We start from the raw sequence: 23,579 nt of genomic DNA on the forward strand, positions 1-23,579 counted from the left end.
TAAATAATAACCCGCAACAGCAGGAGCGCCCAGTGACCGAAGCCGCAGATATCCTGAACATTCCCGCGCCAGACGCTCTCGCGGCCCAGGAGGCCGGCGCGGTGCTGATCGTCGATGTGCGCGAACCGGCCGAGTTCGCCGTCGAACGCATCGCCGGCGCGCTCAACCTGCCTCTGTCCAGCTTCGACCCCTCCAGCCTTCTAGCCGTGGTCGATCCTGGAAAGGTCATCTTTCAGTGCGGCTCGGGCATGCGCTCCATGAAGGCCGTGCTCGCCTGCCGCCTGTCCGGCCTTCCGGCGGATCGACATCTCGCGGGCGGCATCAACGCCTGGAAGCTGGCCGGCCTGCCGACCCTTCAAACCGACCCGGCCACCGGCCGGCCGCTCTGAACCCCGCCCCGGGAACGTCGACATGAACCGCACCACCGTCCGCCTCGTCGCCGCGGCCCTGCTCGCCGCCTCCCCGCTCGCCGCCTGCGGCAAGGGACCGGAGCCGGAGAAGGAGGCCTCGCCCGCCCCCGCGGCGAATTCGGTCACGGTCGTTCATCGGATGATCCCGGACATGAAGCCCGTCGCCGGCGAGATCACCACCCGCGACATGGGCCAGGCCGTCGCCCGCACGGGCGGCACCTTGATTCAGTTGAACGTCCGCGAAGGCGACAGGGTGCGGGCCCGCCAGGTTCTCGGCGTCGTGCGCGACGCCCGTACGGGTTTCGAAACGGCCAGCTATGCGGCCCTGGCGCGCGCCGCCGAGGCCGAGGCCGAACGCGCCCAGGCGGATCTGAACCGCACGCGCGGCCTGTTCGAAAAGGGCGTCTACGCCCAGGCCAGGCTCGACCAGGTCGAGGCCGCCGCTCGCGCCGCGCGCGGCAATCTGGACGCCGCGCGCGCCCAGCGCGCCGCCAGCGCCGAAATGGGCGCCCAGGGCGCCATACTTTCCCCCAGCGCCGGACGCGTCCTGCGCGCGGACGTGCCGGTGGGGTCGGTGGTGATGCCGGGCCAGGCGGTCGCGGTCGTCACCTCGGGCCCGGTCGTCGTCCGCGTCCAGTTGCCGGAGGGCCAGGCCGGCGCGCTTCGCGTCGGAACCCGGGTTCAGATGACCCCCGACGGACCGGACCAGGCGGTGGTCGAGGCGCCGGTCATTCAGGTCTATCCCGCGATCGAGGCTGGCCAGATCGTGGCCGACATCGACGCCTCGGGCCTCGACGCCTCTCTGATCGGGCGGCGGATCGGCGTTCGCCTACCCGTCGGAGAGCGCGAAGCCATAGTGCTGCCGCGCCGCCTCGTCGCGACCCGGTTCGGCGTCGATTACGTCCGCCTCGCCAACGGCCAGGAGACGCCGGTCCAGACCGCGCCCGGCCCAGACCCCGACTCGATCGAGATACTCAGCGGACTGCGGGTCGGCGACCGCGTCGCCCCGCCTGCCGCGCCCGCCGCGACCCATCGATAGGAAGCTTCCGATGAACCTGGGACTGTCGGGCCGGCTGACCTCCGCCTTCATTCGTTCGCCGCTCACGCCGCTGATCCTGATGGCGGCCTTGGCCATGGGTCTGCTGGCTGTGATGAGCATCCCGCGCGAAGAGGAACCTCAGATCAGCGTGCCGATGATCGACATCATCGCGCCTGCGCCGGGCCTGGCGGCGCCGGACGCGGTCGAACTGGTCGGCAAGCCGCTGGAGGCCATCGTCAAGGCGATCCCGGACGTCGATCACGTCTACACCTTCGCCGACGACGATCAGGTGATGGTGGTCGCGCGCTTCAAGGTCGGCACCCATCCCGACAACGCCGTGGTCCGCGTCCACGAGAAGCTGCGCGCCAGCATGGACCGGCTTCCGCAGGGCGTGCCGGAGCCGATCGTCAAGGCCAAGGGCATCAACGACGTGCCGATGCTGACCCTCACGCTCTCGGCCGACGCCGCGCACCAGGACCGCTGGGACCAGGCCACCCTGCGCACCATCGCCGACCAGCTCCAGACCGAGGTTGTCAAGGTTCAGGACGTCGGCCAGACCTTCATCGTCGGCGGTCAGCCCGAGGAAATCCGCATCGCGCCGGACCCGGCCCGCCTGGCGTTGAACGGCGTGTCGCTCGGCGGCCTGATGGACACGGTCCGTCAAGCCAACCGCGCGTTTCCGGGCGGCTATGTCCGGCAGGACGGGGGAGTTCGATCGGTTATCGCCGGCCGAACCCTGTCGTCCGTCAACGACATCGAGCTTCTGGAAATCCCGACCGCGAGCGGCGGGGTCGTCACCGTGCGCGACGTGGCTCAGGTCACCCGCGGGCCGGCCGACGACCAGTCGCGCGTCTCGCGCTGGTCGCGCGACGCGAATGGCCGCTGGACCGAGGCCCCGGCCGCAACCCTGGCCATTTCCAAGCGTGAAGGCGCCAACGCCGTGGTGGTCGCCGAGGCCGTGCTGCAACGGGTTGAAAGCCTGAAGGGCGACCTGCTGCCCGACGGACTGAACGTCGCCGTGACGCGCGACTATGGCGAGACGGCCAACGAGAAAGCCAATGAGCTACTGTTCCACCTCGCCCTCGCCACGGCCTCCATCGTCGCCCTGATCGGCTTCGCCATCGGCTGGCGCGAAGCCGCCGTCACGGCGGTCGTGATCCCCACCACCATCCTGCTGACCCTCTTCGCGTCCAACCTGATGGGCTACACCATCAACCGCGTCAGTCTGTTCGCGCTGATCTTTTCGATCGGCATTCTCGTCGACGACGCCATCGTCGTGATCGAGAACATCGCACGCCACTGGGCCATGAAGGATGAGCGACCCCGTATCCAGGCAGCCATCGAGGCGGTCGCGGAGGTGGGCAACCCCACCGTTGTCGCCACCCTGACTGTGGTCGCCGCCCTCCTGCCCATGTTGTTCGTCTCGGGCCTGATGGGACCGTATATGGCGCCCATCCCGGTCAACGCCTCGGCGGCCATGATCTTCAGCTTCTTCGTCGCCATGGTCATCGCGCCATGGCTCATGGTCCGGTTCGCCCGCAAGGCGCTGGTCGGCGACCATGACGCCGGGAGCCACGGACATGACGAGGGCTGGCTGGGGCGCGCCTATCGCCGCGTCGCCGGCGGGATCATCGCGACGCGCCGGTCGGCGTGGACCTTCCTGATCGTAGTCGGCATGGCGACCCTGCTGGCCATGTCGATGTTCTACTTCAAGGCCGTCACGGTGAAGCTGCTGCCCTTCGACAACAAGTCGGAACTGATGCTGGTGGCGGATCTTCCCGAGGGCGCCAGCCTGGAGGAGACCCAGCGGGTTCTGGGCGAAGCCTCGGCGGTGGCGCGCCGGACCCCGGAAGTCGAAGCGATCGACAGCTATGCCGGGACGTCGTCGCCGTTCAATTTCAACGGCCTGGTTCGGCATTATTTCATGCGCAGCCAGCCCGAGCAGGGCGATCTCTCGATCACCCTGGCCGCGAAGGGCGCGCGCAAACGCGCCAGCCACGCCATCGCGCTCGACCTGCGCGAACGGCTCGCCGACCTGCCCCTTCCCGCCGGCACGGCCCTGAAGGTGGTCGAAGCCCCGCCGGGACCGCCGGTCATGGCCACGCTTCTCGCCGAGGTCTACGGCCCCGACGCCGCGACCCGGCGCGCGGTCGCCGACAAGCTGAAGCAGCTGTTCGGGTCGGTGCCCTTCATCGTCGACATCGACGACAGCTACGGCGTCGCCCGTCCGCGCCTGCGCCTGACGCCGGATCGGACCCAGATCGAACGATTCGGAGCCAGCGAACGGGATGTGCTGGATTCCATCGGCGCGGTGGTGGGCGGACAGACCATCGGATACGCCCACCGCGGCGAGGGACGCGACCCCTTGGCGATCACCGTCAGACTGCCGCAATCCGCCCGCACCTGGGACGAGGCCCTGGCCTCGACACCGGTCGCCGCCGCCGGCCCAGGCGGGCGTCTGGTCGCTCTCGGCGAACTGGTGACGGCTCGGAACGAGGCGGGATCGACCCATATCTATCGTCGCGACGGCCGGGACGTGGACATGGTGATGGCCGAACTGGCCGGCCAGTACGAAGCCCCCATCTACGGCATGCTGGCGGTCGACAAGGCGGTGCGGAACGCCGACTGGGGCGCCCTGCCCCGCCCCGAAATCCGACTGAACGGCCAACCCGAGGATGAAAGCCGCCCGTCGATCCTGTGGGACGGCGAATGGGAGATCACCTGGGTGACCTTCCGCGACATGGGCGCCGCCTTCATGGTGGCGATCCTGGGGATCTACGTCCTTGTGGTGGCGCAGTTCAAAAGCTTCCGCCTGCCCCTCGTCATCCTGACGCCCATCCCCCTGACCCTGGTCGGGATCGTGATCGGCCATATGCTGTTCGGGGCGCCCTTCACGGCGACGTCGATGATCGGCTTCATCGCCCTGGCGGGGATCATCGTCAGGAATTCCATCCTGCTGGTGGATTTCATCCGGCACAGCACGACCGAGGACAAATCGCTGCGCGAAACCTTGCTCGAGGCCGGGGCCATCCGGTTCAAACCCATCGTCCTGACCGCGCTGGCGGCGATGATCGGCGCGGCCGTGATCCTGTTCGATCCCATCTTCCAGGGCCTGGCCATCAGCCTGCTGTTCGGCCTCGCCTCTTCCACGCTTCTGACCGTTCTGGTGATCCCCGCGATCTATGTGGTGCTGCGCGATGACCACCCCAGCTGATCCACAAGCCAGCGTCGATCTCCTGAAGGCCATGGCCAGTCCGGTGCGGTGGATGATACTCACCAGACTGGCCGAGGGATCCTGTGTCGTCGGACCCTTGGTGGAGATGACTGGCGAAGCTCAGTCGAGCGTTTCGCAGCACCTGCACCGCCTGCGGGCCAGCGGCCTCGTCTCGTGCCGGAAACGCTCGACCTGGCGAGAATACGCCCTCGCGACCGGTGTCGATCGATTGATCGACGAGGTGCGCCGCCTGGAACGAACGCTCAATCCCCAGACATGAGTCTGGCGAATTGGGCGGCGTCGCCCTGACGCTTTGGTATTGTCGCCTCGTCCGAATTCTTGGCAAGCCGCTGCGTCAGCGACCGGGCGTCCTTGCAGAAGATTTCATACAGCATCGCCATGACGGCCTCGGCGCGGTCATCGGCGATGGAATAATAGATCGAGCGCGACTCGCGACGGGTCTTCACCAGTCCGGACTGACGCAGTTCGCCCAGTTGCTGGGACAGCCCGGGCTGGCGGATGCCGAGGTCCTGTTCCAACTGCCCCACCGACCGTTCTTCCTGCGAGATGTGGCAGAGGATCAGCAACCGGTTGGCGTTGGCGAGCTGACGCAGCAGATCCGCCGCCTGGGGCGCCTTTTCCTTCAACTGCTCCATGACCGCCGGGTCGACGGGGCTCATTTCCGACGCTCCCGATAGTACCAGAGCTCCCCGTCCGCGAGCGCCCCGTCCACAAGCGTCGAATCCAGGTCGACTGCGGCGGGCTCCAGCAGGGCCTGCCCTTCGCTCCAGCCTTCCGGCGTGGAGGCGCCCTCGCGATCGGACGCCTGCAGGGCCTGAACCAGCCGCAGCAGTTCGGCGACCGATCGACCGACCGTCATCGGATACCAGCTGAGGGCCCGGATCACGCCCTGGGGGTCGATCACGAAGGTCGCCCTCACCGTGGCGCTGTCCGGCGAAGCGGGGTCCAGCATGCCGAAGGCCTGGCCGATCACCATCGACGGATCCTCGATGATCGGAAACTCGACCTTGACGCCCAGCCGATCGTGAATGTCCTTCAACCAGGCCAGGTGCGAATAGAGACTGTCCACCGACAGGGCCATCAGATCGCACCCGATCGCCGAGAAGTCCGCCTGCCGCCGGGCCAGGCCGATAAACTCGCTCGTGCAGACCGGCGTGAAATCGGCCGGATGGGAAAACAGAACCAGCCAGCGGCCGCGGTAATCGCTGAGGCGCTTCTGACCCTGTGTGGTGCGCGCCGAAAAGTCCGGCGCGCGATCATTGATCCGCAGGGGGCGGGTCGTCGGATTTTCGGTCATTGAGCTGTCATCCATGACGCATGGCTAAACCGGGTCGCGACGGAACGCCACGCCCAAAATACACACTTGCACGATATATGAAAAAATATATGTAATAGATCCAATCAAGAGGGATTTACGCCATGCCGACCTCTACTCGGAATCTCGCCCAGAACCATGCGGCGGCGATCATCAACAAGGCCCTGAACTCTCCCGCCGATCGCTCGGTTATCCGGTCCTTCTTTGATGAATCAACGTTCACCGTAAGTCATGTGGTCCGCGATCCCGAGTCCACCGTCTGCGCCGTCATCGACAGCGTTCTGGACTATGATCCCGCATCCGGCCGCACCTCCACCGTCTCGGCTGACGCCCTGATCGATTACGTGAAATCGGAAGGTCTCGTGGTGCAATGGCTGCTGGAGACACATGCCCACGCCGACCACCTGTCCGCCGCCCCCTATCTCCAGGAACAACTCGGCGGCCAGTTGGCGATCGGCCACGAAATCCTCACCGTTCAGCAGGTGTTCGGCAAAATCTTCAACGAGGGGACCGCGTTCCGCCGCGACGGCAGCCAGTTCGACCTGCTTTTCAGCGACGGCGACCGCTTCCAGATCGGCGGGCTCGAGGCCACGGCGCTGCATGTGCCCGGCCACACGCCGGCCTGTCTGGCCTATGTGATCGGCGATGCGGTCTTTCCCGGCGACACGATGTTCATGCCGGATTACGGCACTGCCCGCTGCGACTTTCCCGGCGGCGACGCCCGCACCCTGTACCGGTCGATCCATCGCCTGACGTCTCTGCCGGATGCGGCGCGCGTCTTCCTGTGCCACGACTACAAGGCGCCGCCCGGCCGGACGGAATACGCCTGGGAGACCACGATCGGCGCCCAGCGCGCAGGCAATGTCCATGTACGAGACGGGATATCCGAAGACGAGTTCGTGGCCATGCGCACCCAGCGCGACGCCGCCCTGGCCATGCCCCGCCTCATCCTGCCCTCGGTCCAGGTGAACATGAACGGCGGCCGCCTGCCCGCGCCCGAGGACAACGGCGTCAGTTATCTGAAGGTACCGGTCAACCAGTTTTGACGGGCCTACCGACGATCCCCGCGGCGCCCAAGATAAAATCCTGATGGAGCTGACACTCGCCCAATATGGTCTCGGAGCCGGCGCCGGGTCGCTGGTCGGCTTCTCGCTAGGCCTGGTCGGCGGCGGCGGGTCGATCCTGGCCGTGCCGCTGATGGTCTATCTGGTGGGCATCAAGGAGCCTCACCTGGCGATCGGCACCAGCGCATTCGCCGTCGCCGCAAACGCCTTCGCCAACCTGTTGAACCACGCCCGGCACGGGGCCGTGAAATGGAAGATCGCGGGCCTGTTCTCTGTCGCGGGCGTCCTCGGAGCCTTTCTGGGTTCGACACTCGGCAAGGCCGTGGACGGTCAGAAGCTGCTGTCGCTGTTCGCCGTCCTGATGCTGGGGGTCGGCGTACTGATGCTGAGAGGCCGCTCGGCCGAGGGCGATCCCGACGTGGTTCTGACCCGAAGCAACGCGCCTAAACTCCTGGGAACCGGCGTCCTGACAGGGGTCATGTCCGGCTTCTTCGGGATCGGCGGCGGCTTCCTGATCACGCCCAGCCTGATGTTCTCCACCCGCATGCCGATCTACTACGCCGTCGGTTCGTCGCTGGTCGGCGTGACGACGGCGTTCAATTACGCCCTGGATGGCTGGATCGACTGGCCCCTGGCCGCCGTCTTCATCGGCGGCGGAGTTTTGGGCGGCCTGCTGGGCGCACGCCTGGCAAAAGCGCTGTCGGGTCATAAGGGTGTTCTGAACACCATTTTCGCCATGCTGATCTTCGTCGTCGCCTTCTATATGCTTTCACGATCAGGCCTGACCGTTGGTATCGGCCATCTCTTTGAAACGGTCCTCTAGGGCGGCGAAACGGCGCGCCCCCCTTCAATCCCCGTCTGCCTTGCCGCCCTCTTCACCTTTGACCCTCGCCACCCTCCGGTGCGCGCTCGGTGCAAACGTTTGAGGGTCGATCCGGCGATACGGGCTGGCAGCGTAACGTAAAAGGATCTTGCGGACCTTTTATGCAAATGCGTCGCAATACTCTTGTCCTGAGCGTAGTTCTTGGTAGGAGTCGCGGATGCAACCGATACTCCTCGCCCTGCTGGGGTCGCTGACCGGCGTCGCCGCCGTGACCTTGCTTTACCTCAAATGGCGAGGCGACATCCGCCTTCCGGCCCTGGTGGCCTCAGCCTGGATCGGTATCGCGGGGTCGATCCTGATGTGGGGGGCGGCCTACAAGCCCGATGTCGGCGTACCGTTCGCCATCCTGGTGATGACGCTAACGGGACTTGGCCTTGTGCTGAGAGGCGCCGACCTGAAGACCCTGGCGAGATTTCCCACTGTCCGGTCTGCGCCTTCGGAACGCCCGGCGTCGGGATCAAGGTCATGGTCGGGTGCGGCGGCGCGCGCGCTCGCGGCGGTCCTGGCGGCGCCTGTCGTCGGCATGACCCTGGGTCTTCTGGCCTGGGTCTGGGCGCCGGGGCACGATTCGAACCGTTTCGTCTGGGCGGTGGTCTGTTTCCTAGTGTCGTTCGCGGCCCTTCAGGTCTGGGGGCTCAGCGCCGCGCGGCCGTGGCGTACGCTCTGCCTGATCGCTCTGGTCGGTCTGACTGCGGCCGTTCCGGTCGGTCTGGGGCTTTAGAATGACCCGTCCGATCTGGCCCAAGTCGTCCGCCGGTTTCGTCCGCCGCCTGCTCGAAGGACACAAGATACTGGGGCTCGCCCTGGCCGGCGTCCTCTACCTGATCTGCCTGACCGGCTGGATCGGGGTCTATTATGTCGAGTTCGAGCGCTGGGAGCAGCCCAATCTGCCGGAGTTCAGCGTCGTGACGCCGCAGGCCGCCGCCCTGGCGGTCGCCGACGGCCGCCGCGCCATGCTGGCCGATCCACACCGGGGGCCGCTGGACACCGATCTTTATGTGGGCATGCCCAGCGAGGCCATGCCGCGCCTGATCGGCGGATATGGCCACGAGGCGCGGGCCTATGACGCCGCCGGCCGCTATGCGGGCGACGCGCGTCACGATCTGACGCATTTCCTGACCGAGCTTCACTACTATCTGCATCTGCCGGAGACCTTCGGCATGATCGTCGTCTGCGTCTTCGGCGTGGGGATGATGGCGCTGCTGATCGGCGGAGCCCTGTCGCATCCCAAGATGTTCCGCGAGGCTTTTTCGCTCAGACCGCGCAAACAGGGGCAGTTGCCGCGCGTCGATGTCCACAACCGGCTGGGCACCTGGACCCTGCCCTTCGCACTGGCCATCACCCTGACCGGAACCATGATCGGCCTGGCCCAGCTTGTAGCCCTGGCCCTGGGAATGCTCGCCTATGACGGGAATCCGCTGAAGGCCTATGAGCCGATCTTCGGCTCCCAGGCCGAGATCGAGGCGGCTACGGGCGGACAGGCGCTACAGGGGGACCCGGCGATCCTCAACGCCATCCGGCAAATGAGGGCGGCCCAGCCCGATCAGCCGATCAGTTTCATCGCCATTCATCAAGTCGGAACGCCACAGGAATCCATCGAGATCACGACCAAGCCGCCGCATCGGCTGGTCTATGGCGAAACCTGGCGGTTCAATGCGGCCGGCGACCTCGTCGGCAGCCATAATATGTCGGACGGTCCCGCCGGGCGTCAGGTCGCGGCCAGCCTCTACAGCCTGCATTTCGGCGACTTCGGCGGCCAGCCGGTAAAGCTCATCTATGCCCTGCTCGGCCTGGCTCTCACCGTGATGATCGCCGCGGGCATGGACATCTGGCTGATCAAGTCCGCGGGCAAGGGGCGTCCGCGCCCCGCCTTGCACCGACTGTGGATCGCCCTGGTCTATGGAGCGCCGGCCGGCATCGCGCTGACCTTCGCGATCTCCATGCCGACGGGCCTTGATCCCGTGGCCCTATTCTGGAGCCAGATGGTCTTCCTCGGCGCGGCGTCGCTGATCAGCATGCGGTTCAGCGACGCGCCCGCCCCCGCCGCGTCGCGCCTGATGCGACTGGTCCTGGGTTTCTCGGTGACGGCGATGCCGGTCAGCCATCTTCTTGTTCACGGCTCGACCACGACGGCGGCCTTGCAACTGAACATTCCGCTCGCCCTGATCGGCTTCCTGCTCGCGGCGACGGCGGTTCGGGGATGGCCCAGCCTGCGTATGGGGCGCGCCGTACCGGCGGAATAGCGGCTTTCCAGCCACAGCCCATTGCGAACCGTTCTTCCCCTACGGCGAAGCATTGACCACCTCGCGTATCTTCCAATAATGCGATGCATTATCATTTGTACTTCGCGAGACGCCCGCCATGCTCCGATCCCTCCTCCTCGCCACCGCCTCGGTTTCCCTGCTTGCCACGGCGGCTGCTCCCGCCAGTGCCCAAGACAGCGAATCCGAGCTCAGCGAAGTCGTGGTCATGGGCAAGCGGGTGATCCGCGAATCCGCCGGCGCCACCGGCCTTGACCTGTCGTTGCGCGAGACGCCGCAGTCGGTGACCGTGGTGGGCGCCGCCCAGATCAAACAGTTCAATCTGACCGACGTGAACCAGCTGCTGGCGACGCTGCCGGGGATCAATGTCGAGGCGGTCGAGACGGATCGGACCTATTACAATTCGCGCGGCTTCGACGTGGTGAACTTCCAGGTCGACGGCGTCGGGCAACCTCTGGACTGGGGCCTTCAGGCGGGCGCCCTGGACGTCGCCATTTATGACCGTGTCGAGGCTGTCCGCGGCGCCAACGGCCTGATGACGGGCACCGGCAATCCCTCGGCGACCATCAACTACATCCGCAAACGCCCGACGCAGGATTTCCAGGCCTCGGCCTCGGCGGGTTACGGCACGTGGGACAATATGCGCCTGACCGCCGACGTGTCCGGTCCGCTGACCGAGGACGGAACTGTGCGCGGCCGGGTAGTCTACGCCAACACCGACAGCGACTCCTACCTCAACTATTACGGCGTCAACCGGAACGTCTATTACGGCGTCCTGACCTGGGACGTGACGCCCAAGCTGAACGCCACCGCCGGCTTCTCGCGCCAGGACAATCTGGCGACGGGCGTGAACTGGGGCGCCCTGCCGCTGGTCTATTCGGACGGGACGCCAATCGACTACGATCCTTCGGAAACGACGGGCGCGCCCTGGACCTATTGGGACACCCACCACGACATCGGTTTCGGCGAACTGTCCTATGGCTTCGACAACGGCTGGACGATCAAGGGCGTCTATACGCATCGCGAATCCAACGAGGACGCCAAGCTGCTGTACGCCTACGGCAACCCCGATCCCGAAACCGGGCTTGGCGTCGGCGGCATGAGCGGCATCTATCCCTCACAGATCGAGCAGGACATGTTCGACGTGATCGCCAACGGCGATTTCGGCCTGTTCGGACGGCGCCACCAGGTCGTGCTGGGCTTCAATACCTCGACCAACGACAGCCTGAAATGGGAAGCCTTCGCCGACTTCTTCGACTATCCGGCCTATCAGGGCGCGCACGTCGTGGCCCCTGCCGAGCCCGCCTATCCCGAGTCCTATCTGGCCGAAGAGATCGAAGATCGACTGACCCGCGCCTATGGCGCCGTACACCTGAACCTCTCCGACAGCCTGACCGCCGTGGTCGGCGTCAACGCCATCGAGGTGAAGACCACCGGCTATTCCTACAGCGTCTCCCAGGACCGGGACGAGAACAAGGTCAGCCCCTATGTCGGGGTCGTCTATGACGTGAACGACAACGTCTCGCTTTACGCCAGCTATTCGGACCTGTTCGCCCCCCAGTCCGAGAGCGACATCGACCGCAACCGCCTCGCCGCCGCCGAAGGCCGCAGCTATGAGGCGGGCGTGAAGACCGAGTGGCTGGACCGCCGGCTTTACGCCACGGCGTCGATCTTCAAGTCCGAACAGGACGGTCTGGCCGAATACGCAGGATACATCCCCGACACGCTCGACTCCTACTACATCGGCGTCGACACCATCGTCGAAGGCTACGAGTTCGAGGTCGCGGGTCGGATCACCCCCGCCTGGACCATCGGCGGCGGCTTCACCGACCTGTCGATAGAGGACGGCGACGGCGCCGACACGCGGTTGTATGTGCCGCGCCGGACCCTGAAGCTGAACACGACCTACACCCTGCCCCAGTACGCCAATCTGACGTTCGGAGGCGCAGTGCGCTGGCAGAGCGACATCTCCACGACCGACCTGGGCGTGACCGTGACCCAGGACGCCTACGCCGTGGTCGATCTGCTGGCAGGGGTGGATCTGACCGAGCACGTCCGCGCCACCATCAACGCCAAGAACCTGTTCGACGAAGCCTACTATGGCAGCCTGCAGTGGAGCCAAGCCTTCTACGCCCCGCCCCGCAGCGTCATGCTGACCCTGGATTATCGCTTCTAAGGGCCGGGTTCGCGGAGCGCCTGCGGGCGCGAAGGCGGCATGAAATTCGCCGCCTTCATATCGCATATGAAAATTATTTCATTGACAGAACGAGCCGGCGCCCGTTTTCTGCGACCCAAGGGGCCGGCCACAGGCCCCAGGGTTTCAGGGAGGCGCGGCGTTGGAGCGCAAGGATTCAGGTTTCACCGTCGATCGCCGTGTCCTGCTGCAGGGTGCGGGCGGGGTCGCCGTGGCGTCCGCCCTCGCGGGCCCTACCCGGGCTGACACGGCCTCGGACCCGAACGCCGGGCCGCGCCAGAGCGTCAAGCTGGCCTTCGACTGGAAGTTCGCACTTGGCCACGCGGCCGACGTCGAAAAGGACTTCGGCTTCGGCCGCGATCAACGCACCTACGCCAAGACCGGCGGCTCAGAGTCAACGCCCATCGCTGTGGCCGCCCTGGCCGGTTTCGACGATACCTCCTGGCGGTCTGTCCAGATCCCCCACGATTGGGCCATCGACCTACCCTATGATCCCGGCCCCGGCGGCTTCGGGCCCGACCAAGAAGATCCGCGTGCGGCGCACGGCTATCACGCCCTGGGGCGCGACCACCCCGAGAACAGCGTCGGCTGGTATCGTCGCCCGCTGGACATCCCGGCCGACTGGGCCGGGCGCCGGCTGAGCCTGGAGTTCGACGGGGCCTTTCGCGAGGTCGTGGTCTTCCTGAACGGCATCATCGTCGACGAACATGCGGGCGGCTATTCGCCCTTCTCGGTGGACATCACCGACGTCGCCCGACCCGGCGAGACCAACTGGCTGGTCGTGAGGGTCGATGCGAGCCTGGGCGAAGGGTGGTTCTACGAAGGCGCGGGCCTGTATCGCCATGTGTGGCTGACGGCGACCGACCCGGTGCACGTCCCCCCGCACGGCGTCTTCATCCAGGCCGCGCCGCGCGACGCGGGCGCCGCCGCCAAGATCCAGATCGAGGCCCGCAACCAGTCGGATCAGCCGCGCCACGCCCTGATCCGCGCCGTCGTCCTGGCGCCGAACGGTCTGGAAATGGCCCGGCGCGAGACCCCGTTGACTCTGCCGGCCTGGAGCGAGGACGCGGTGGAACAGGACCTGGCCTGGGACGCCGCTCCGCTCTGGTCGCCGTCCGACCCTCGCCTTCATCGCCTCGTCGTCGAGGTAGAAGCTGATGGCCGGGTGACGGACCGGACCGAGACGCCGTTCGGGGTCCGGTCAGCCGTATTCGACCCACAGCGGGGTTTCCTGCTCAACGGGCAGCCGCTGAAACTGCTGGGCGCCTGTTGCCACCAGGATCACGCCGGCGTCGGCGCCGCCATTCCCGACCGGCTGCAGGCCTGGCGTGTCGAACAGCTTAAGGCCATGGGCTGCAACGCCTATCGCGCCTCGCACAATCCCGCGACGCCCGAACTGATGGACGCCTGCGACAGGCTGGGGATGCTGGTCATCGCCGAGACGCGGCGGATGTCGTCGGACGAGGAGTCGATGGCGGAACTGGCGACCCTGGTCCGCCGCGACCGCAACCGGCCCTCGGTCATCGCCTGGTCGATCGGTAATGAGGAACAGGCGATCCAGGGCAATGAGACCGGTGCGGCGATCGCCCGCACCATGAAGCGGCTGGTCAACCGGCTGGACCCGTCCCGCCCCATCACCGCCGCCAAGGATCAGGATTTCGACACCGGGGTGTCGCGCGTGGTCGACGTGCTGGGCTTCAACTATCGCACGCCGCAGATGGAGGCCTATCACGCTCGATTCCCAGACCAGCCGATCCTGGGCAGCGAGACCGGCAGCACGGTGACCACGCGCGGCGAATATGTGCTGGACCCCGCCCGCCACATCGTCCCCGCATATGACCGCGAACATCCCTGGTGGGCCTCGACCGCCGAGGACTGGTGGACCATCGCGGCGGACCGTCCCTATATCGCTGGCGGCTTCATCTGGACCGGCTTCGACTATCGCGGCGAACCGACGCCCTACAACCGCTGGCCTAGCGTCGGCTCATACTTCGGCGCCATGGATTCCTGCGGCTTCCCGAAGGACAATTACTGGTATTACCGCGCCTGGTGGCGGCCGGAGCCGCTGCTGCACCTGTTCCCGCACTGGAACTGGGAAGGCCGTGAAGGCGAGGATATCGAGGTTTGGGTCCATTCCAATCTCGACCGCGTCGAACTGCTGGTCAACGGGCGCTCGGTTGGGGTCAAGGACGTGGTTCGCAACCGCCACCTGGCCTGGACGGTCCCCTATGCGCCCGGCGTGATCGAAGCGCGCGGGTTCAAGAACGGTCGGCGGGTCGCCACCCAACGGCGCGAGACCGCCGGACCGCCCGCCGCCCTGCGGCTTTCAGTCGATCGGGACCGTTTGACGGCCGACGGCGAGGACGTGGCCATGATCGCCGCCAGCGTCGTCGACGCCCGTGGCCGCCCCTGCCCGCGCGCCGGCGATCTGGTGGTCTTCGAGGTGGCCGGCGACGCCCGGGTCATCGGCGTCGGCAACGGCGATCCCGTCAGCCACGAACCGGACCGCAGCGACCGCCGACATCTGTTCAACGGACTGGCCCAGGCCATCGTCCAGGCCGGTCGCCGCGGCGGCCCGATCACCATCACCGCCCAGGCGGACGGGCTGCGGCCCGCCGTCCTTCGACTCGACGCCCGCACAACCAAACAATCGACCTGAAAATCAGGCGAGCACAGGGGGAGGTTCTCATGACCGCCAATCGCAAGACCATCGCCGCAGCCAGCGTTTCCCTGGCCGCCCTTCTCGCCGCCGCGCCTGTCTGGGCCCAGGAGGCGCCCGCCGACGACGCGGCCACGGTGGACGAAGTCGTCGTCACCGGCATCCGCGCCTCGCTGCGCGACGCGATCGCGGTCAAGCGCCGGTCCGACCTTGTGGTCGAGGCCATCTCGTCTGAGGACATCGGCCAGCTGCCGAACGTAACCATCGCCGAGGAACTGGTGCGCCTGCCCGGCGTCAACGGCACGCGCGATCGCGGCAACCAGAGCCAGGCCTCGATCCGCGGCCTGGGCCCGCGTCTGGTGCTGGGCCTCGTCAATGGTCGCGAAGTCGCCTCGTCTGAGCCGGACCGCAACGTCCGCTGGGAAATCTATCCGTCCGAGGTAGTATCGGGCGTCGAGGTCTACAAGTCCCAGTCCGCCGACCTGATTTCCGGCGGCATCGCGGGCACCATCAACATCCGCACCATCCGCCCGCTGGACTATCGCGGCCCGGCCTTCGTCGGCACGGCCGGCGCGGTCTACTACGACGCGGGCGACGACCTGCCTGACTATGATCCGCTGGGCTATCGCTTCAGCGCCAGCGTCACCCATCCGATCACCGACACGCTCGGCGTCAACATCGGCGTGACCCATCAGGAACAGAAGAACGGCTATTCGACCTTCGAGGGCTGGGGCTGGAACGATGAGAACACCGGCGGCACGCCCGGCGACGTCGACGGCGACGGCGATCTGGACGCGACCTTCTGGGGCGCCCAGAGCCAGGTCAAACGCCTGACCGAGACCCGTAACGGCGTCAACGGCGCCCTGCAGTGGAAGCCGTCCGACCAGTTCGAACTGAACCTGGACGCCCTCTATTCGAAGATCGAGATCGACGAGGACCAGAACCAGATCTGGTACGGCAACAACGGCGCCTATGGAAACTGGGACGGCTCATCCGCCTGGGCCTACGGCGATCCGGCGGCCTCCTACACTATCATCGACGGCACGGTGGTGGCGGCGACCCTGCCCTACGCCTCGGTCACCAACGTCATCGCCAAATACACCGAAGACAAGACGCTGCTGGCCACTGGCCTGAACGGCAAGTGGACGTCGGGCCCCTGGACCGTGAGCGGCGACGTCGCCTATTCGAAGGCCGAGCGCGAGAACCTGTGGCGCGCCATCTTCACCGAACACTATCCGGACCTAGCAGGCGTCGACATGACGCCGGGCCAGACGCCGTCGGCTTTCGCCAGCTATGATACGTCCGACCCCAGCTATCAGCCGCTCTATGACTATGTCCCGGGCCAGGCGGACGGCGGCAAGCTGACCGACGAACTGACGTCGGCTCAGTTCGACGTGTCGCACTATGGCGGCGAGACGGGCGTGACCGAGGTCTCGTTCGGCGCCCGCCTCTCCGATCGCTCGAAGGCCTACGAACGGGTGTTCTGGACCCAAGCGCCGATCGTCGCCACGCTTCCGGCCGAGTTGCTGAGCAGTTTCACGGTCTCCGACTTGGACACCCCGGCCTTCCTGAACGGCGACTTCAACGCCTTGGCCCAGGCGGCCTACGGCGGCTTCGTCCAGCCCGCCGATGCGGTGGACGAAGCTTCCGGGTGGTCGGTCGACGAGACGGTCTTCGAGGCCTATGTGAAGGTCGACTTTGCCGGCGACTTCGCCGGCCTGCCCGTCACCGGCAATGTCGGCATGCGCGCGGTTCAGACCGAGACCACCAGCGAAGGCTATGAATCGGTCAACAGCGGCGAACTGACGCCAATCTCGATCGACAACGACTATTTCCAACTGCTGCCCAGCCTGAACCTGACCTTCGCCCTCGCCGAGAACCGGCAGCTGCGGTTCGGTCTGGCCCGGACGATGGCGCGTCCGCCGCTGGATGAATTGCGCGCAGGCCGGACGCTGTACAACACCACCCCGCCGCCGTCGGGATCGGCCGGCAACCCGCTGCTGAAGCCCTATATCGCCAACCAGGTCGACCTGTCCTACGAGTGGTATTTCGCGCCCGAAGCCCTGTTCGCGGCCGCCGCCTACTACAAGGATGTCGAGACACACATCGGCTACTTCACCCAGCCGGTCACCATCGACGGCGTGACCTATAACGTCACCGGTCCGTTCAACGGCGACGGCGGCGGCATCAGCGGGATCGAGCTGACCTTCCAGACTCCGTTCCGCTTCGTTCCGGCCCTTGAGAACTTCGGCATCTACGCCAACTTCGCCTATGTCGATTCCGACGTGAAGGAGTTCTCGCCGGCCAATAATCCACTGGAGTCCACTGGCCTGGCCCAGGAAACGGCGACGGTCGATCTCTGGTACTCCGACGGCAAGTTCGAAAGCCGTCTCGGCTACAAGTACCACAGCCCCTTCACCGTCATCAGCGGCTGGGACGGGTCCGCGCTGCGGACGCTGGATAGCGAAGCCACCCTGGACTTCAGCGCCTCCTACCAGGTGACTTCGAACCTCGGCGTGCGCTTCCAGGCCAGCAATCTGACCGACGAAGAAGTCCGGACCTACTACGACAACGACGAGAACCGTCTGGCCAGCGAAACCCGCTTCGGCCGCCGGTTTAGCCTGGACGCCACCTTCCGCTACTGATCCGCACCGCGCCTCGCATACACGGAATTGCTCATGAAGATCCGCCGCCTCCTCCTTCCCGCCTTCGCCGCCCTGCTGGCCTTGCCCGCGCAAGCCCAGCAGGCGGTCCGGCCGACGCCCTTCTATTTCGGCGCCGACCTGTCCTATGTGAACGAGATGGAGGATTGCGGCGCGATCTATCGCAAGGACGGCCAGGCCCGCGATCCCTACGCCCTGTTCGCCGAGCTCGGGACCAATCTGGTGCGGGTGCGGATCTGGAACGACGCCGAATGGACCGACTACAGCGATCTGGACGACGTGCGGGAAACCATCCGTCGCGCCCGGGCGGCTGGCATGGAGGTCCTGCTCGACTTCCACTATTCCGACGACTGGGCCGACGGCGACAAGCAGATCGTGCCAAAGGCCTGGCGCTCGATCCGCGACGACACCCCGGCCCTGTCGAAAGCCGTCTACGACTATACGTTCGAGACCCTGCGCGCCCTGGACGCCGAGGGGCTGATGCCGGACCAGGTTCAGGTCGGCAACGAGACCAATCCCGAAATGATGGGCGAGCTTGACTGGAAGACTACCCGGCCGGGCATCGACTGGGAGCGCAACGCCGCCCTGTTCAACGCCGGGATCAAGGCTGTGCGTGACGCGGGCGCCCAGGCCAGCATCCAGCCCCTGGTCATGCTGCACATCGCGCAGCCGGAGAATGTCGAACCCTGGTTCGCCGACGCCTGGAAACACGGAGTCACCGACTTCGACCTGATCGGCGTCAGCTATTATCGCAAATGGTCGACCCAGGGTCTGGACGGGCTGGAGCAGACCATCAACCGCCTGCGCCACCGTTATCCGGCCGAGGTCGTGGTGGTCGAGACCGCCTATCCGTTCACGACGGACTCGGCCGACGACTCGCCCAATCTGCTGGGCGAAGACTCGCTGCTGCCCGGCTATCCGGCCACCTACGAGGGCCAGCGCCAGTACATGCACGACCTGACCCAGAGGGTGAAGTTCGCCGGCGGCGTCGGCGTCGTCTACTGGGAGCCCGCCTGGGTCTCGACCCCCTGCTCGACCCGCTGGGGCCAGGGATCGAACTGGGAAAACGCGACCTATTTCGACTGGCGTCGGGGCAATGAGCCGACGCCGGCCGCCTCATTCGCCCAGGAGGTCTATCAGGAGCCCGCTCCGGTCACCCTGACCGTCCAGCGGCCTCAGGGCGCGACCGGCCCGCTGTGGCTGTGGGGCGATTTCCTGGGCTCAAATGACATGATCGTCCGACTGTCGCCCGATCCGTCGGATCCAACCCTCTATCGGTTTGACACGACCCTGCGGCCCGACTCGACCGTGCGTTTCCAGGTCTATGATCGACGCCCCTTCGACAAGGGCGTGATCGGCTCCGGCGACCTGATCGAGACGAAAGTCGAATCGGAGGGCCTGACAGCAGCCTATACGATCGATCGGTAATAGACGCGGCGTGTCTGCCTTGGGATTAAACGCCCGTGCCTACTGGCTTTTTCGCGAGCTGTGCAATAATATTGCCATCTCCCGACGAAGTTTCGATTTTCTAGACTGACGCGGCGGACGTGATATTCGTGATCGCGGCCGTCCTTACCGACCATCGAGGATATGGCCGACACGACCAACAAGCTGGGGCACAAGATCGGCGTGCGCGGCGGCCGCACGCGCCAGGCCATCCTCGACGCGACCCGCACCCTGCTGAACGAGCGACATTACGGTGAAATCCGCGTCGCCGACCTGGCCTCGGCCGCGGGCGTGTCTCCGTCGAACTTCTACACCTACTTCAAGACGGTCGAGGAACCGGTTCTGGCCCTGTGCGAGACGGCGGCGACCGATTTCCAGGGCCTCACCGCCCATTTCCAGGCCGACTGGCCCGGCGACAAGGCCTTCGCCATCGCCCGCGCCTTCATCCTCGACGTCATGGCCATCTGGCGCGACCACGGCCAAGTCCTGCGGGTCGAGCACATGCTGGCTGACAACGGCGATGGCGCCTTCGTCGAGAGCCGGGTCCGCCGCCTGCGTCGCCTGCACCTGGCCATCGAACGCCGCGTCGCCCAGTCCCACGCGGCCGGACTGCATCCGAAAGACTACAACCCCCGCCTGGCCTCCTACCAGATCGCCTCCATCGCGGAATCGACGGCCGCCAGCTTCGACCTGCTGCGCCGCGCCGACACGCCGGAAGCCATTCTCGACACGGCCGCCATCATCATCGTCAAGCTGACGACAGGGCGATAGAGGCCCTCAGAGTCCCAGTGGACCGTAGAGCCAGGTCATCCAGATGCCGATCGCCAGGAAGACCCCAAACGGCAGTTTCTCGGTCGCATCGACAGAGCGGCGCACCACCAGCAAGCCGAACACCAGGCTGAGCCCAGCGGCCGAGGCCCACAACAGCACGCTGGGCAGGCCGATCCAGCCGACCCAGGCCCCGGCGCCGGCGAATAGAAACGGGTCGCCCCCACCCAGGCCGTCGCGCTTGCGGATCGCCTTGTAGAGCCAGGCCACCAGCCACAAACCCGCGAAACCGACCATCGCGCCGATCAGATGCGCCGGCATGGCCTCCCGGTCCAGCAAGGCCGCAGCGATCAGGCCGGTCGCCGCAAGGGGCCAGGTCAGGATATCGGGCAGCCAGAAATTCTCGCCATCGATCACGGCGATCAGCAGCAGCTGCCACCCCAGAACGGCGGTCGCCCCCATCATCAGCCATGAACCGCCGGCCAGGCCAGCCCAGACGCCGACCGCCGCCGCGCCCAGTTCGATAAGCGGATAGCGGAGAGAAATGGCTGTCTCGCACCGGGCGCACCGGGCGCGCAGCACCAGCCAACTGACCACCGGGATCAGTTCCCAGGGCCGCAAGATCTCGCCGCATCCCATACAGTGCGAGCGGGCGAGCACGATGTCCTCGTCGCGCGGCAGGCGAACGCTGACGGCCGCCAGGAAACTGCCGATGATCAGGCCCAGAAGGCCCAGGACGACGGCGGCGATCACGGGGGTCATGGACGGGTCCGGGCGTCAGGCATGGGCCCGCTTAGCCGCCCCCGAGCGCGACCGCCACATGATAGGTCGCGAAGGACGCCAGATAGGCCAGGCCGAACATGTAGCTGATCATGATCCAGGTCCATTTCCACGAGTTGGTCTCGCGCTTGACGACGCCCAGGGTCGCCACGCACTGGGGCGCGAAGATATACCAGGCCAGGAAGGACAGGGCCGTGGCCAGCGACCAGTGCGCCGACAGGGTCGAGGCCAGCAGGCCCGTGGCGTTTTCGGCGTCGGCAATGGCGTAGGTGGTGCCCAGGGCCGCCACCGCAACCTCGCGGGCCGCCATGCCGGGGATCAAAGCGATGACCATCTGCCAGTTGAAGCCGATGGGGGCGAAGATCGGCTCCAGCGCCCGCCCGAGCATGCCGGCGAACGAATAGTCGATGTCCGGCAGGGTCGCGTTCGCGGGCGGATAGGGGAAGGTCGCCAGAACCCACAGGATGATCACCGCCGGCAGGATGATCCGCCCTGCGCGGTTCAGGAAAATCTCGGCCCGGAGCCACAGGTTGAAACCGACGCTCTTGATGTCCGGCAGTTTGTAGGTCGGCAATTCCATCATGAAGGGCTCGACGGCGCCCCTCCAGAAGATCTTGCGGATGACCAGAGACACCACCAGGGCGCTGACGATCCCGGCGGCGTAGAGGCCGAACATCACCAGGCCCTGCAGATTGGCGAAACCCCAGACCGTCTCGTTCGGAATGAAGGCGGCGATGATCAGCGTATAGACTGGGATCCGCGCCGAACAGGTCATCAGCGGCGCGACCAGGATGGTGGTCATGCGGTCCCGCTTGGAATCGATCACCCGCGCCGCCATCACTCCCGGAATGGCGCAGGCGAAGCTGGACAGCAGGGGGATGAAGGCGCGGCCGTGCAGCCCCGCCCCGCCCATGATCTTGTCCATAAGGAAGGCCGCCCTGGCCATATAGCCGAAGTCTTCCAGAGCGATGATGAACAGGAACAGGATCAGGATCTGCGGCAGGAAGACCAAAACGCTGCCGACGCCGGAGATGATCCCGTCCACGATCAGGCTCTGAACCAGACCCCAGACGCCCGTGTCGGGCAGGATCGACGCGACCAGCCCGCCGATCCAGCCCACCCCGCCCTCGATCCCATCCATCATAGGCGCGGCCCAGCTGAACACGGCCTGGAACATGACGAACAGCAGGGCCATCAGTATGATCATGCCGCCCACCGGATGCAGCAGGACGGCGTCGATCCGGCCGGTCAGGGTGTCGGGTCGCTCGGGCGGCCGCACGCAGGCCTTCATGATCCGCTCGGCCTCTTGGGCGGCGGCGCGCAGTTCGGCCGAGTCCGGGCTGCGCCAGTGGTTCTCGCCCAGCGCCGCGGCCTCGGCCTGGGTCTCGATCTCGGCGATCAGATCGTCGATCCCGCGCTTGCGGGTCGCGACCGTGGTGATGATCGGCACGCCCAGTTCGACGCGGAGCCGTTCCAGGTCGATACGCAGGCCCTGACGCTGGGCGATATCGTACATGTTCAGCGCCAGGACCATCGGCCGCCCGACGGCCTTCAGCTCCAGAACCAGGCGCAGGACCAGGCGCAGATTGGTGGCGTCGGCGACGCAGACCACGACGTCCGGCGGCGTCTCTCCGGCCAGACGGCCCAGGACGGCGTCGCGCGTGACCTCCTCGTCCGGACTGCGGGCGCGCAGCGAATAGGTTCCGGGCAGGTCCAGCACCGACAGGGTCCGGCCGGAGGCGGCGCGGATCAGCCCCTGCTTCCGTTCCACCGTGACCCCGGCGTAGTTGGCGACCTTCTGATGGGCGCCGGTCAGGGCGTTGAACAGGGCCGTCTTGCCGCTGTTGGGATTGCCGACCAGGGCGACGCGGGCGGTCTTCAGGGCCACGTCCATCAGGCGGCTTCCAGCTTGCCGTTATCCAACTGGATCGTCAGGCTGGCGGCCTCGTGGCGGCGCAGGGCCACGCGCATGTCGTCGATCTTCATGGCGATGGGATCGCGGCCGAACAGACCCTCGTGCAGCAGTTCGACCCTGGCGCCTTCGACAAAGCCCAGTTCCAGAAGACGGCGCTCCAGCTCGACCTCGTGATCCTGATGGTGGCAGTGGGCGCCCACCTGGATGATGACGCCGCGATCGCCGCGGCGGGCCTGGCTCAGCTTGATGTTCTCGGTCAATTCAATGCTCGCACGGGCGGACGCCGCCCCCGACGACTCCGCGCTTCTTTGACACTGATTATCAGGTGCGCGGGGGCCGCGTCCAGCAGGACAGCTTGACCAATTGCCTCACTCTATATTTCTCCTATCCCGCTACCCTCTTTCGAGAGAAACCGGAGCTCCGATGAAACGTCTCGCCCTCGCCGCCCCCCTGGTTCTGACGCTCGTCGCCTGTGGACCCAGCGACCCCGCTGGGGGACGACCAGAGGACGGCGGCGCAGCAGCGCCGGCCAAACCGTCCCGAGGCTTGTCGGACGCGGAAAAAACGGTCCTGCTGGCGTCCCTGCCCGCGCCGTATGATGCGGCCGATCTGGCTAACGGTCGCCGCGTCTTCGCTCGCTGCCGGTCGTGCCACACCATCGGCGAGGGTGGACCAGACATGGCGGGACCCAATCTTCACGGGGTGTTCGGGCGCAAGGCGGGGGACCGACCGCGCTACAATTATTCCAACGTCATGCGGACGGCGACCTTCACCTGGGACGCCGAAAAGCTGGATCACTGGCTGCAGAACCCGCGAACCTTCTTGCCGGGCAACAAGATGAGCTTCCCCGGCCTGCCCGACGCCACCGACCGCCGCGACGTCATCGCCTTCCTGAAGGTGGAGACGGGCTACAGGCCCGAGACGCCGGCCACGCCCGCCTCCTGATC

The 23,579-nt window shown here is 66.4% G+C and carries 19 protein-coding genes; 14 read left to right on the top strand and 5 right to left on the bottom strand.

The window, feature by feature from the left end:
* Positions 1-32: 32 nt before the first annotated feature.
* Genes H2037_RS05235 through H2037_RS05250 form a run of 4 tightly spaced genes read left to right on the top strand, consistent with a single transcriptional unit; the run spans position 33 to position 4,943 of the window.
* Positions 33-389 carry a rhodanese-like domain-containing protein gene (locus H2037_RS05235; protein ID WP_292118643.1) on the top strand — a complete coding sequence of 119 codons (357 nt, stop codon included), beginning with the start codon at positions 33-35 and terminating at the stop codon, positions 387-389.
* Positions 390-411: 22 nt separating this feature from the next.
* Positions 412-1,449, top strand: coding sequence for an efflux RND transporter periplasmic adaptor subunit (locus H2037_RS05240; RefSeq protein ID WP_292118646.1), 1,038 nt, complete (start codon positions 412-414; stop codon positions 1,447-1,449).
* 10 nt (positions 1,450-1,459) lie between these two features.
* Positions 1,460-4,663, top strand: coding sequence for an efflux RND transporter permease subunit (locus tag H2037_RS05245; RefSeq protein ID WP_292118649.1), 3,204 nt, complete (start codon positions 1,460-1,462; stop codon positions 4,661-4,663).
* Positions 4,647-4,943, top strand: coding sequence for a metalloregulator ArsR/SmtB family transcription factor (locus H2037_RS05250; RefSeq protein WP_292118651.1), 297 nt, complete (start codon positions 4,647-4,649; stop codon positions 4,941-4,943). The genes H2037_RS05245 and H2037_RS05250 overlap by 17 nt, the downstream gene beginning before the upstream one ends.
* On the opposite strand, the gene H2037_RS05255 is transcribed toward H2037_RS05250, so the two are convergent.
* Complete coding sequence (locus H2037_RS05255) at positions 4,927-5,343, bottom strand: metalloregulator ArsR/SmtB family transcription factor (protein ID WP_292118653.1); 417 nt, start codon at positions 5,341-5,343, stop codon at positions 4,927-4,929. The genes H2037_RS05250 and H2037_RS05255 overlap by 17 nt on opposite strands.
* Positions 5,340-5,981 carry a peroxiredoxin gene (locus H2037_RS05260; protein ID WP_292118654.1) on the bottom strand — a complete coding sequence of 214 codons (642 nt, stop codon included), beginning with the start codon at positions 5,979-5,981 and terminating at the stop codon, positions 5,340-5,342. Before H2037_RS05260 ends, H2037_RS05255 begins: the two co-directional genes overlap by 4 nt.
* A 122-nt stretch (positions 5,982-6,103) precedes the next feature.
* Between H2037_RS05260 and H2037_RS05265 the strand changes: the two genes are divergently transcribed.
* The 9 genes from H2037_RS05265 to H2037_RS05305 all read left to right on the top strand — a co-directional run bounded on the left by H2037_RS05265 (position 6,104) and on the right by H2037_RS05305 (position 19,940).
* Entirely contained in the window at positions 6,104-7,045 is a 942-nt protein-coding gene (locus H2037_RS05265) for an MBL fold metallo-hydrolase (protein WP_292118656.1), read from the top strand.
* Between the two features lie 43 nt (positions 7,046-7,088).
* Positions 7,089-7,886 (top strand): sulfite exporter TauE/SafE family protein, encoded by a 798-nt coding sequence (locus H2037_RS05270; protein WP_292118659.1) that lies wholly within the window; start codon positions 7,089-7,091, stop codon positions 7,884-7,886.
* 217 nt (positions 7,887-8,103) lie between these two features.
* Positions 8,104-8,667, top strand: a complete 564-nt coding sequence (locus tag H2037_RS05275) for a hypothetical protein (protein WP_292118661.1) — start codon at positions 8,104-8,106, stop codon at positions 8,665-8,667.
* A 1-nt stretch (position 8,668) separates the two neighbouring features.
* Positions 8,669-10,189 carry a PepSY-associated TM helix domain-containing protein gene (locus tag H2037_RS05280; protein ID WP_292118663.1) on the top strand — a complete coding sequence of 507 codons (1,521 nt, stop codon included), beginning with the start codon at positions 8,669-8,671 and terminating at the stop codon, positions 10,187-10,189.
* 118 nt (positions 10,190-10,307) lie between these two features.
* Positions 10,308-12,383 carry a TonB-dependent siderophore receptor gene (locus H2037_RS05285; RefSeq protein WP_292118667.1) on the top strand — a complete coding sequence of 692 codons (2,076 nt, stop codon included), beginning with the start codon at positions 10,308-10,310 and terminating at the stop codon, positions 12,381-12,383.
* A 160-nt stretch (positions 12,384-12,543) separates the two neighbouring features.
* Positions 12,544-15,060, top strand: coding sequence for a beta-galactosidase GalA (gene galA / locus H2037_RS05290; protein ID WP_292118669.1), 2,517 nt, complete (start codon positions 12,544-12,546; stop codon positions 15,058-15,060).
* A gap of 29 nt (positions 15,061-15,089) precedes the next feature.
* Positions 15,090-17,705: a TonB-dependent receptor gene (locus H2037_RS05295; protein WP_292118671.1), complete on the top strand. Its 2,616-nt coding sequence runs from the start codon at positions 15,090-15,092 to the stop codon at positions 17,703-17,705.
* A gap of 33 nt (positions 17,706-17,738) precedes the next feature.
* On the top strand, positions 17,739-19,151 hold the full coding sequence (locus tag H2037_RS05300; RefSeq protein WP_292118675.1) for an arabinogalactan endo-1,4-beta-galactosidase: 1,413 nt from the start codon (positions 17,739-17,741) through the stop codon (positions 19,149-19,151).
* A 162-nt stretch (positions 19,152-19,313) separates the two neighbouring features.
* On the top strand, positions 19,314-19,940 hold the full coding sequence (locus H2037_RS05305) for a TetR/AcrR family transcriptional regulator (protein ID WP_292118678.1): 627 nt from the start codon (positions 19,314-19,316) through the stop codon (positions 19,938-19,940).
* 6 nt (positions 19,941-19,946) lie between these two features.
* On the opposite strand, the gene H2037_RS05310 is transcribed toward H2037_RS05305, so the two are convergent.
* Genes H2037_RS05310 through H2037_RS05320 form a run of 3 tightly spaced genes read right to left on the bottom strand, consistent with a single transcriptional unit; the run spans position 19,947 to position 22,892 of the window.
* Positions 19,947-20,699 carry an A24 family peptidase gene (locus H2037_RS05310; RefSeq protein ID WP_292118681.1) on the bottom strand — a complete coding sequence of 251 codons (753 nt, stop codon included), beginning with the start codon at positions 20,697-20,699 and terminating at the stop codon, positions 19,947-19,949.
* A gap of 31 nt (positions 20,700-20,730) precedes the next feature.
* Positions 20,731-22,611 carry a ferrous iron transporter B gene (locus H2037_RS05315; protein ID WP_292118684.1) on the bottom strand — a complete coding sequence of 627 codons (1,881 nt, stop codon included), beginning with the start codon at positions 22,609-22,611 and terminating at the stop codon, positions 20,731-20,733.
* Positions 22,611-22,892, bottom strand: coding sequence for a FeoA family protein (locus H2037_RS05320; protein ID WP_292118685.1), 282 nt, complete (start codon positions 22,890-22,892; stop codon positions 22,611-22,613). The genes H2037_RS05315 and H2037_RS05320 overlap by 1 nt, the downstream gene beginning before the upstream one ends.
* 163 nt (positions 22,893-23,055) lie before the next feature.
* Between H2037_RS05320 and H2037_RS05325 the strand changes: the two genes are divergently transcribed.
* Positions 23,056-23,577: a cytochrome c family protein gene (locus tag H2037_RS05325; RefSeq protein WP_292118687.1), complete on the top strand. Its 522-nt coding sequence runs from the start codon at positions 23,056-23,058 to the stop codon at positions 23,575-23,577.
* Positions 23,578-23,579 lie beyond the last annotated feature (2 nt).

The sequence above is a fragment of the Brevundimonas sp. genome (assembly GCF_013912065.1).
Classification (GTDB): domain Bacteria; phylum Pseudomonadota; class Alphaproteobacteria; order Caulobacterales; family Caulobacteraceae; genus Brevundimonas.

Excerpts from the sequence above, each read along its gene's own strand:
- H2037_RS05240 (WP_292118646.1), top strand. The coding sequence starts at position 412 with ATGAACCGCACCACCGTCCGCCTCGTCGCCGCGGCCCTGCTCGCCGCC.
- H2037_RS05245 (WP_292118649.1), top strand. The coding sequence starts at position 1,460 with ATGAACCTGGGACTGTCGGGCCGGCTGACCTCCGCCTTCATTCGTTCG.
- H2037_RS05250 (WP_292118651.1), top strand. The coding sequence starts at position 4,647 with ATGACCACCCCAGCTGATCCACAAGCCAGCGTCGATCTCCTGAAGGCC.
- H2037_RS05255 (WP_292118653.1), bottom strand. The coding sequence starts at position 5,343 with ATGAGCCCCGTCGACCCGGCGGTCATGGAGCAGTTGAAGGAAAAGGCG.
- H2037_RS05260 (WP_292118654.1), bottom strand. The coding sequence starts at position 5,981 with ATGACCGAAAATCCGACGACCCGCCCCCTGCGGATCAATGATCGCGCG.
- H2037_RS05265 (WP_292118656.1), top strand. The coding sequence starts at position 6,104 with ATGCCGACCTCTACTCGGAATCTCGCCCAGAACCATGCGGCGGCGATC.
- H2037_RS05270 (WP_292118659.1), top strand. The coding sequence starts at position 7,089 with ATGGAGCTGACACTCGCCCAATATGGTCTCGGAGCCGGCGCCGGGTCG.
- H2037_RS05275 (WP_292118661.1), top strand. The coding sequence starts at position 8,104 with ATGCAACCGATACTCCTCGCCCTGCTGGGGTCGCTGACCGGCGTCGCC.
- H2037_RS05280 (WP_292118663.1), top strand. The coding sequence starts at position 8,669 with ATGACCCGTCCGATCTGGCCCAAGTCGTCCGCCGGTTTCGTCCGCCGC.
- H2037_RS05285 (WP_292118667.1), top strand. The coding sequence starts at position 10,308 with ATGCTCCGATCCCTCCTCCTCGCCACCGCCTCGGTTTCCCTGCTTGCC.
- H2037_RS05295 (WP_292118671.1), top strand. The coding sequence starts at position 15,090 with ATGACCGCCAATCGCAAGACCATCGCCGCAGCCAGCGTTTCCCTGGCC.
- H2037_RS05300 (WP_292118675.1), top strand. The coding sequence starts at position 17,739 with ATGAAGATCCGCCGCCTCCTCCTTCCCGCCTTCGCCGCCCTGCTGGCC.
- H2037_RS05305 (WP_292118678.1), top strand. The coding sequence starts at position 19,314 with ATGGCCGACACGACCAACAAGCTGGGGCACAAGATCGGCGTGCGCGGC.
- H2037_RS05310 (WP_292118681.1), bottom strand. The coding sequence starts at position 20,699 with ATGACCCCCGTGATCGCCGCCGTCGTCCTGGGCCTTCTGGGCCTGATC.
- H2037_RS05315 (WP_292118684.1), bottom strand. The coding sequence starts at position 22,611 with ATGGACGTGGCCCTGAAGACCGCCCGCGTCGCCCTGGTCGGCAATCCC.
- H2037_RS05325 (WP_292118687.1), top strand. The coding sequence starts at position 23,056 with ATGAAACGTCTCGCCCTCGCCGCCCCCCTGGTTCTGACGCTCGTCGCC.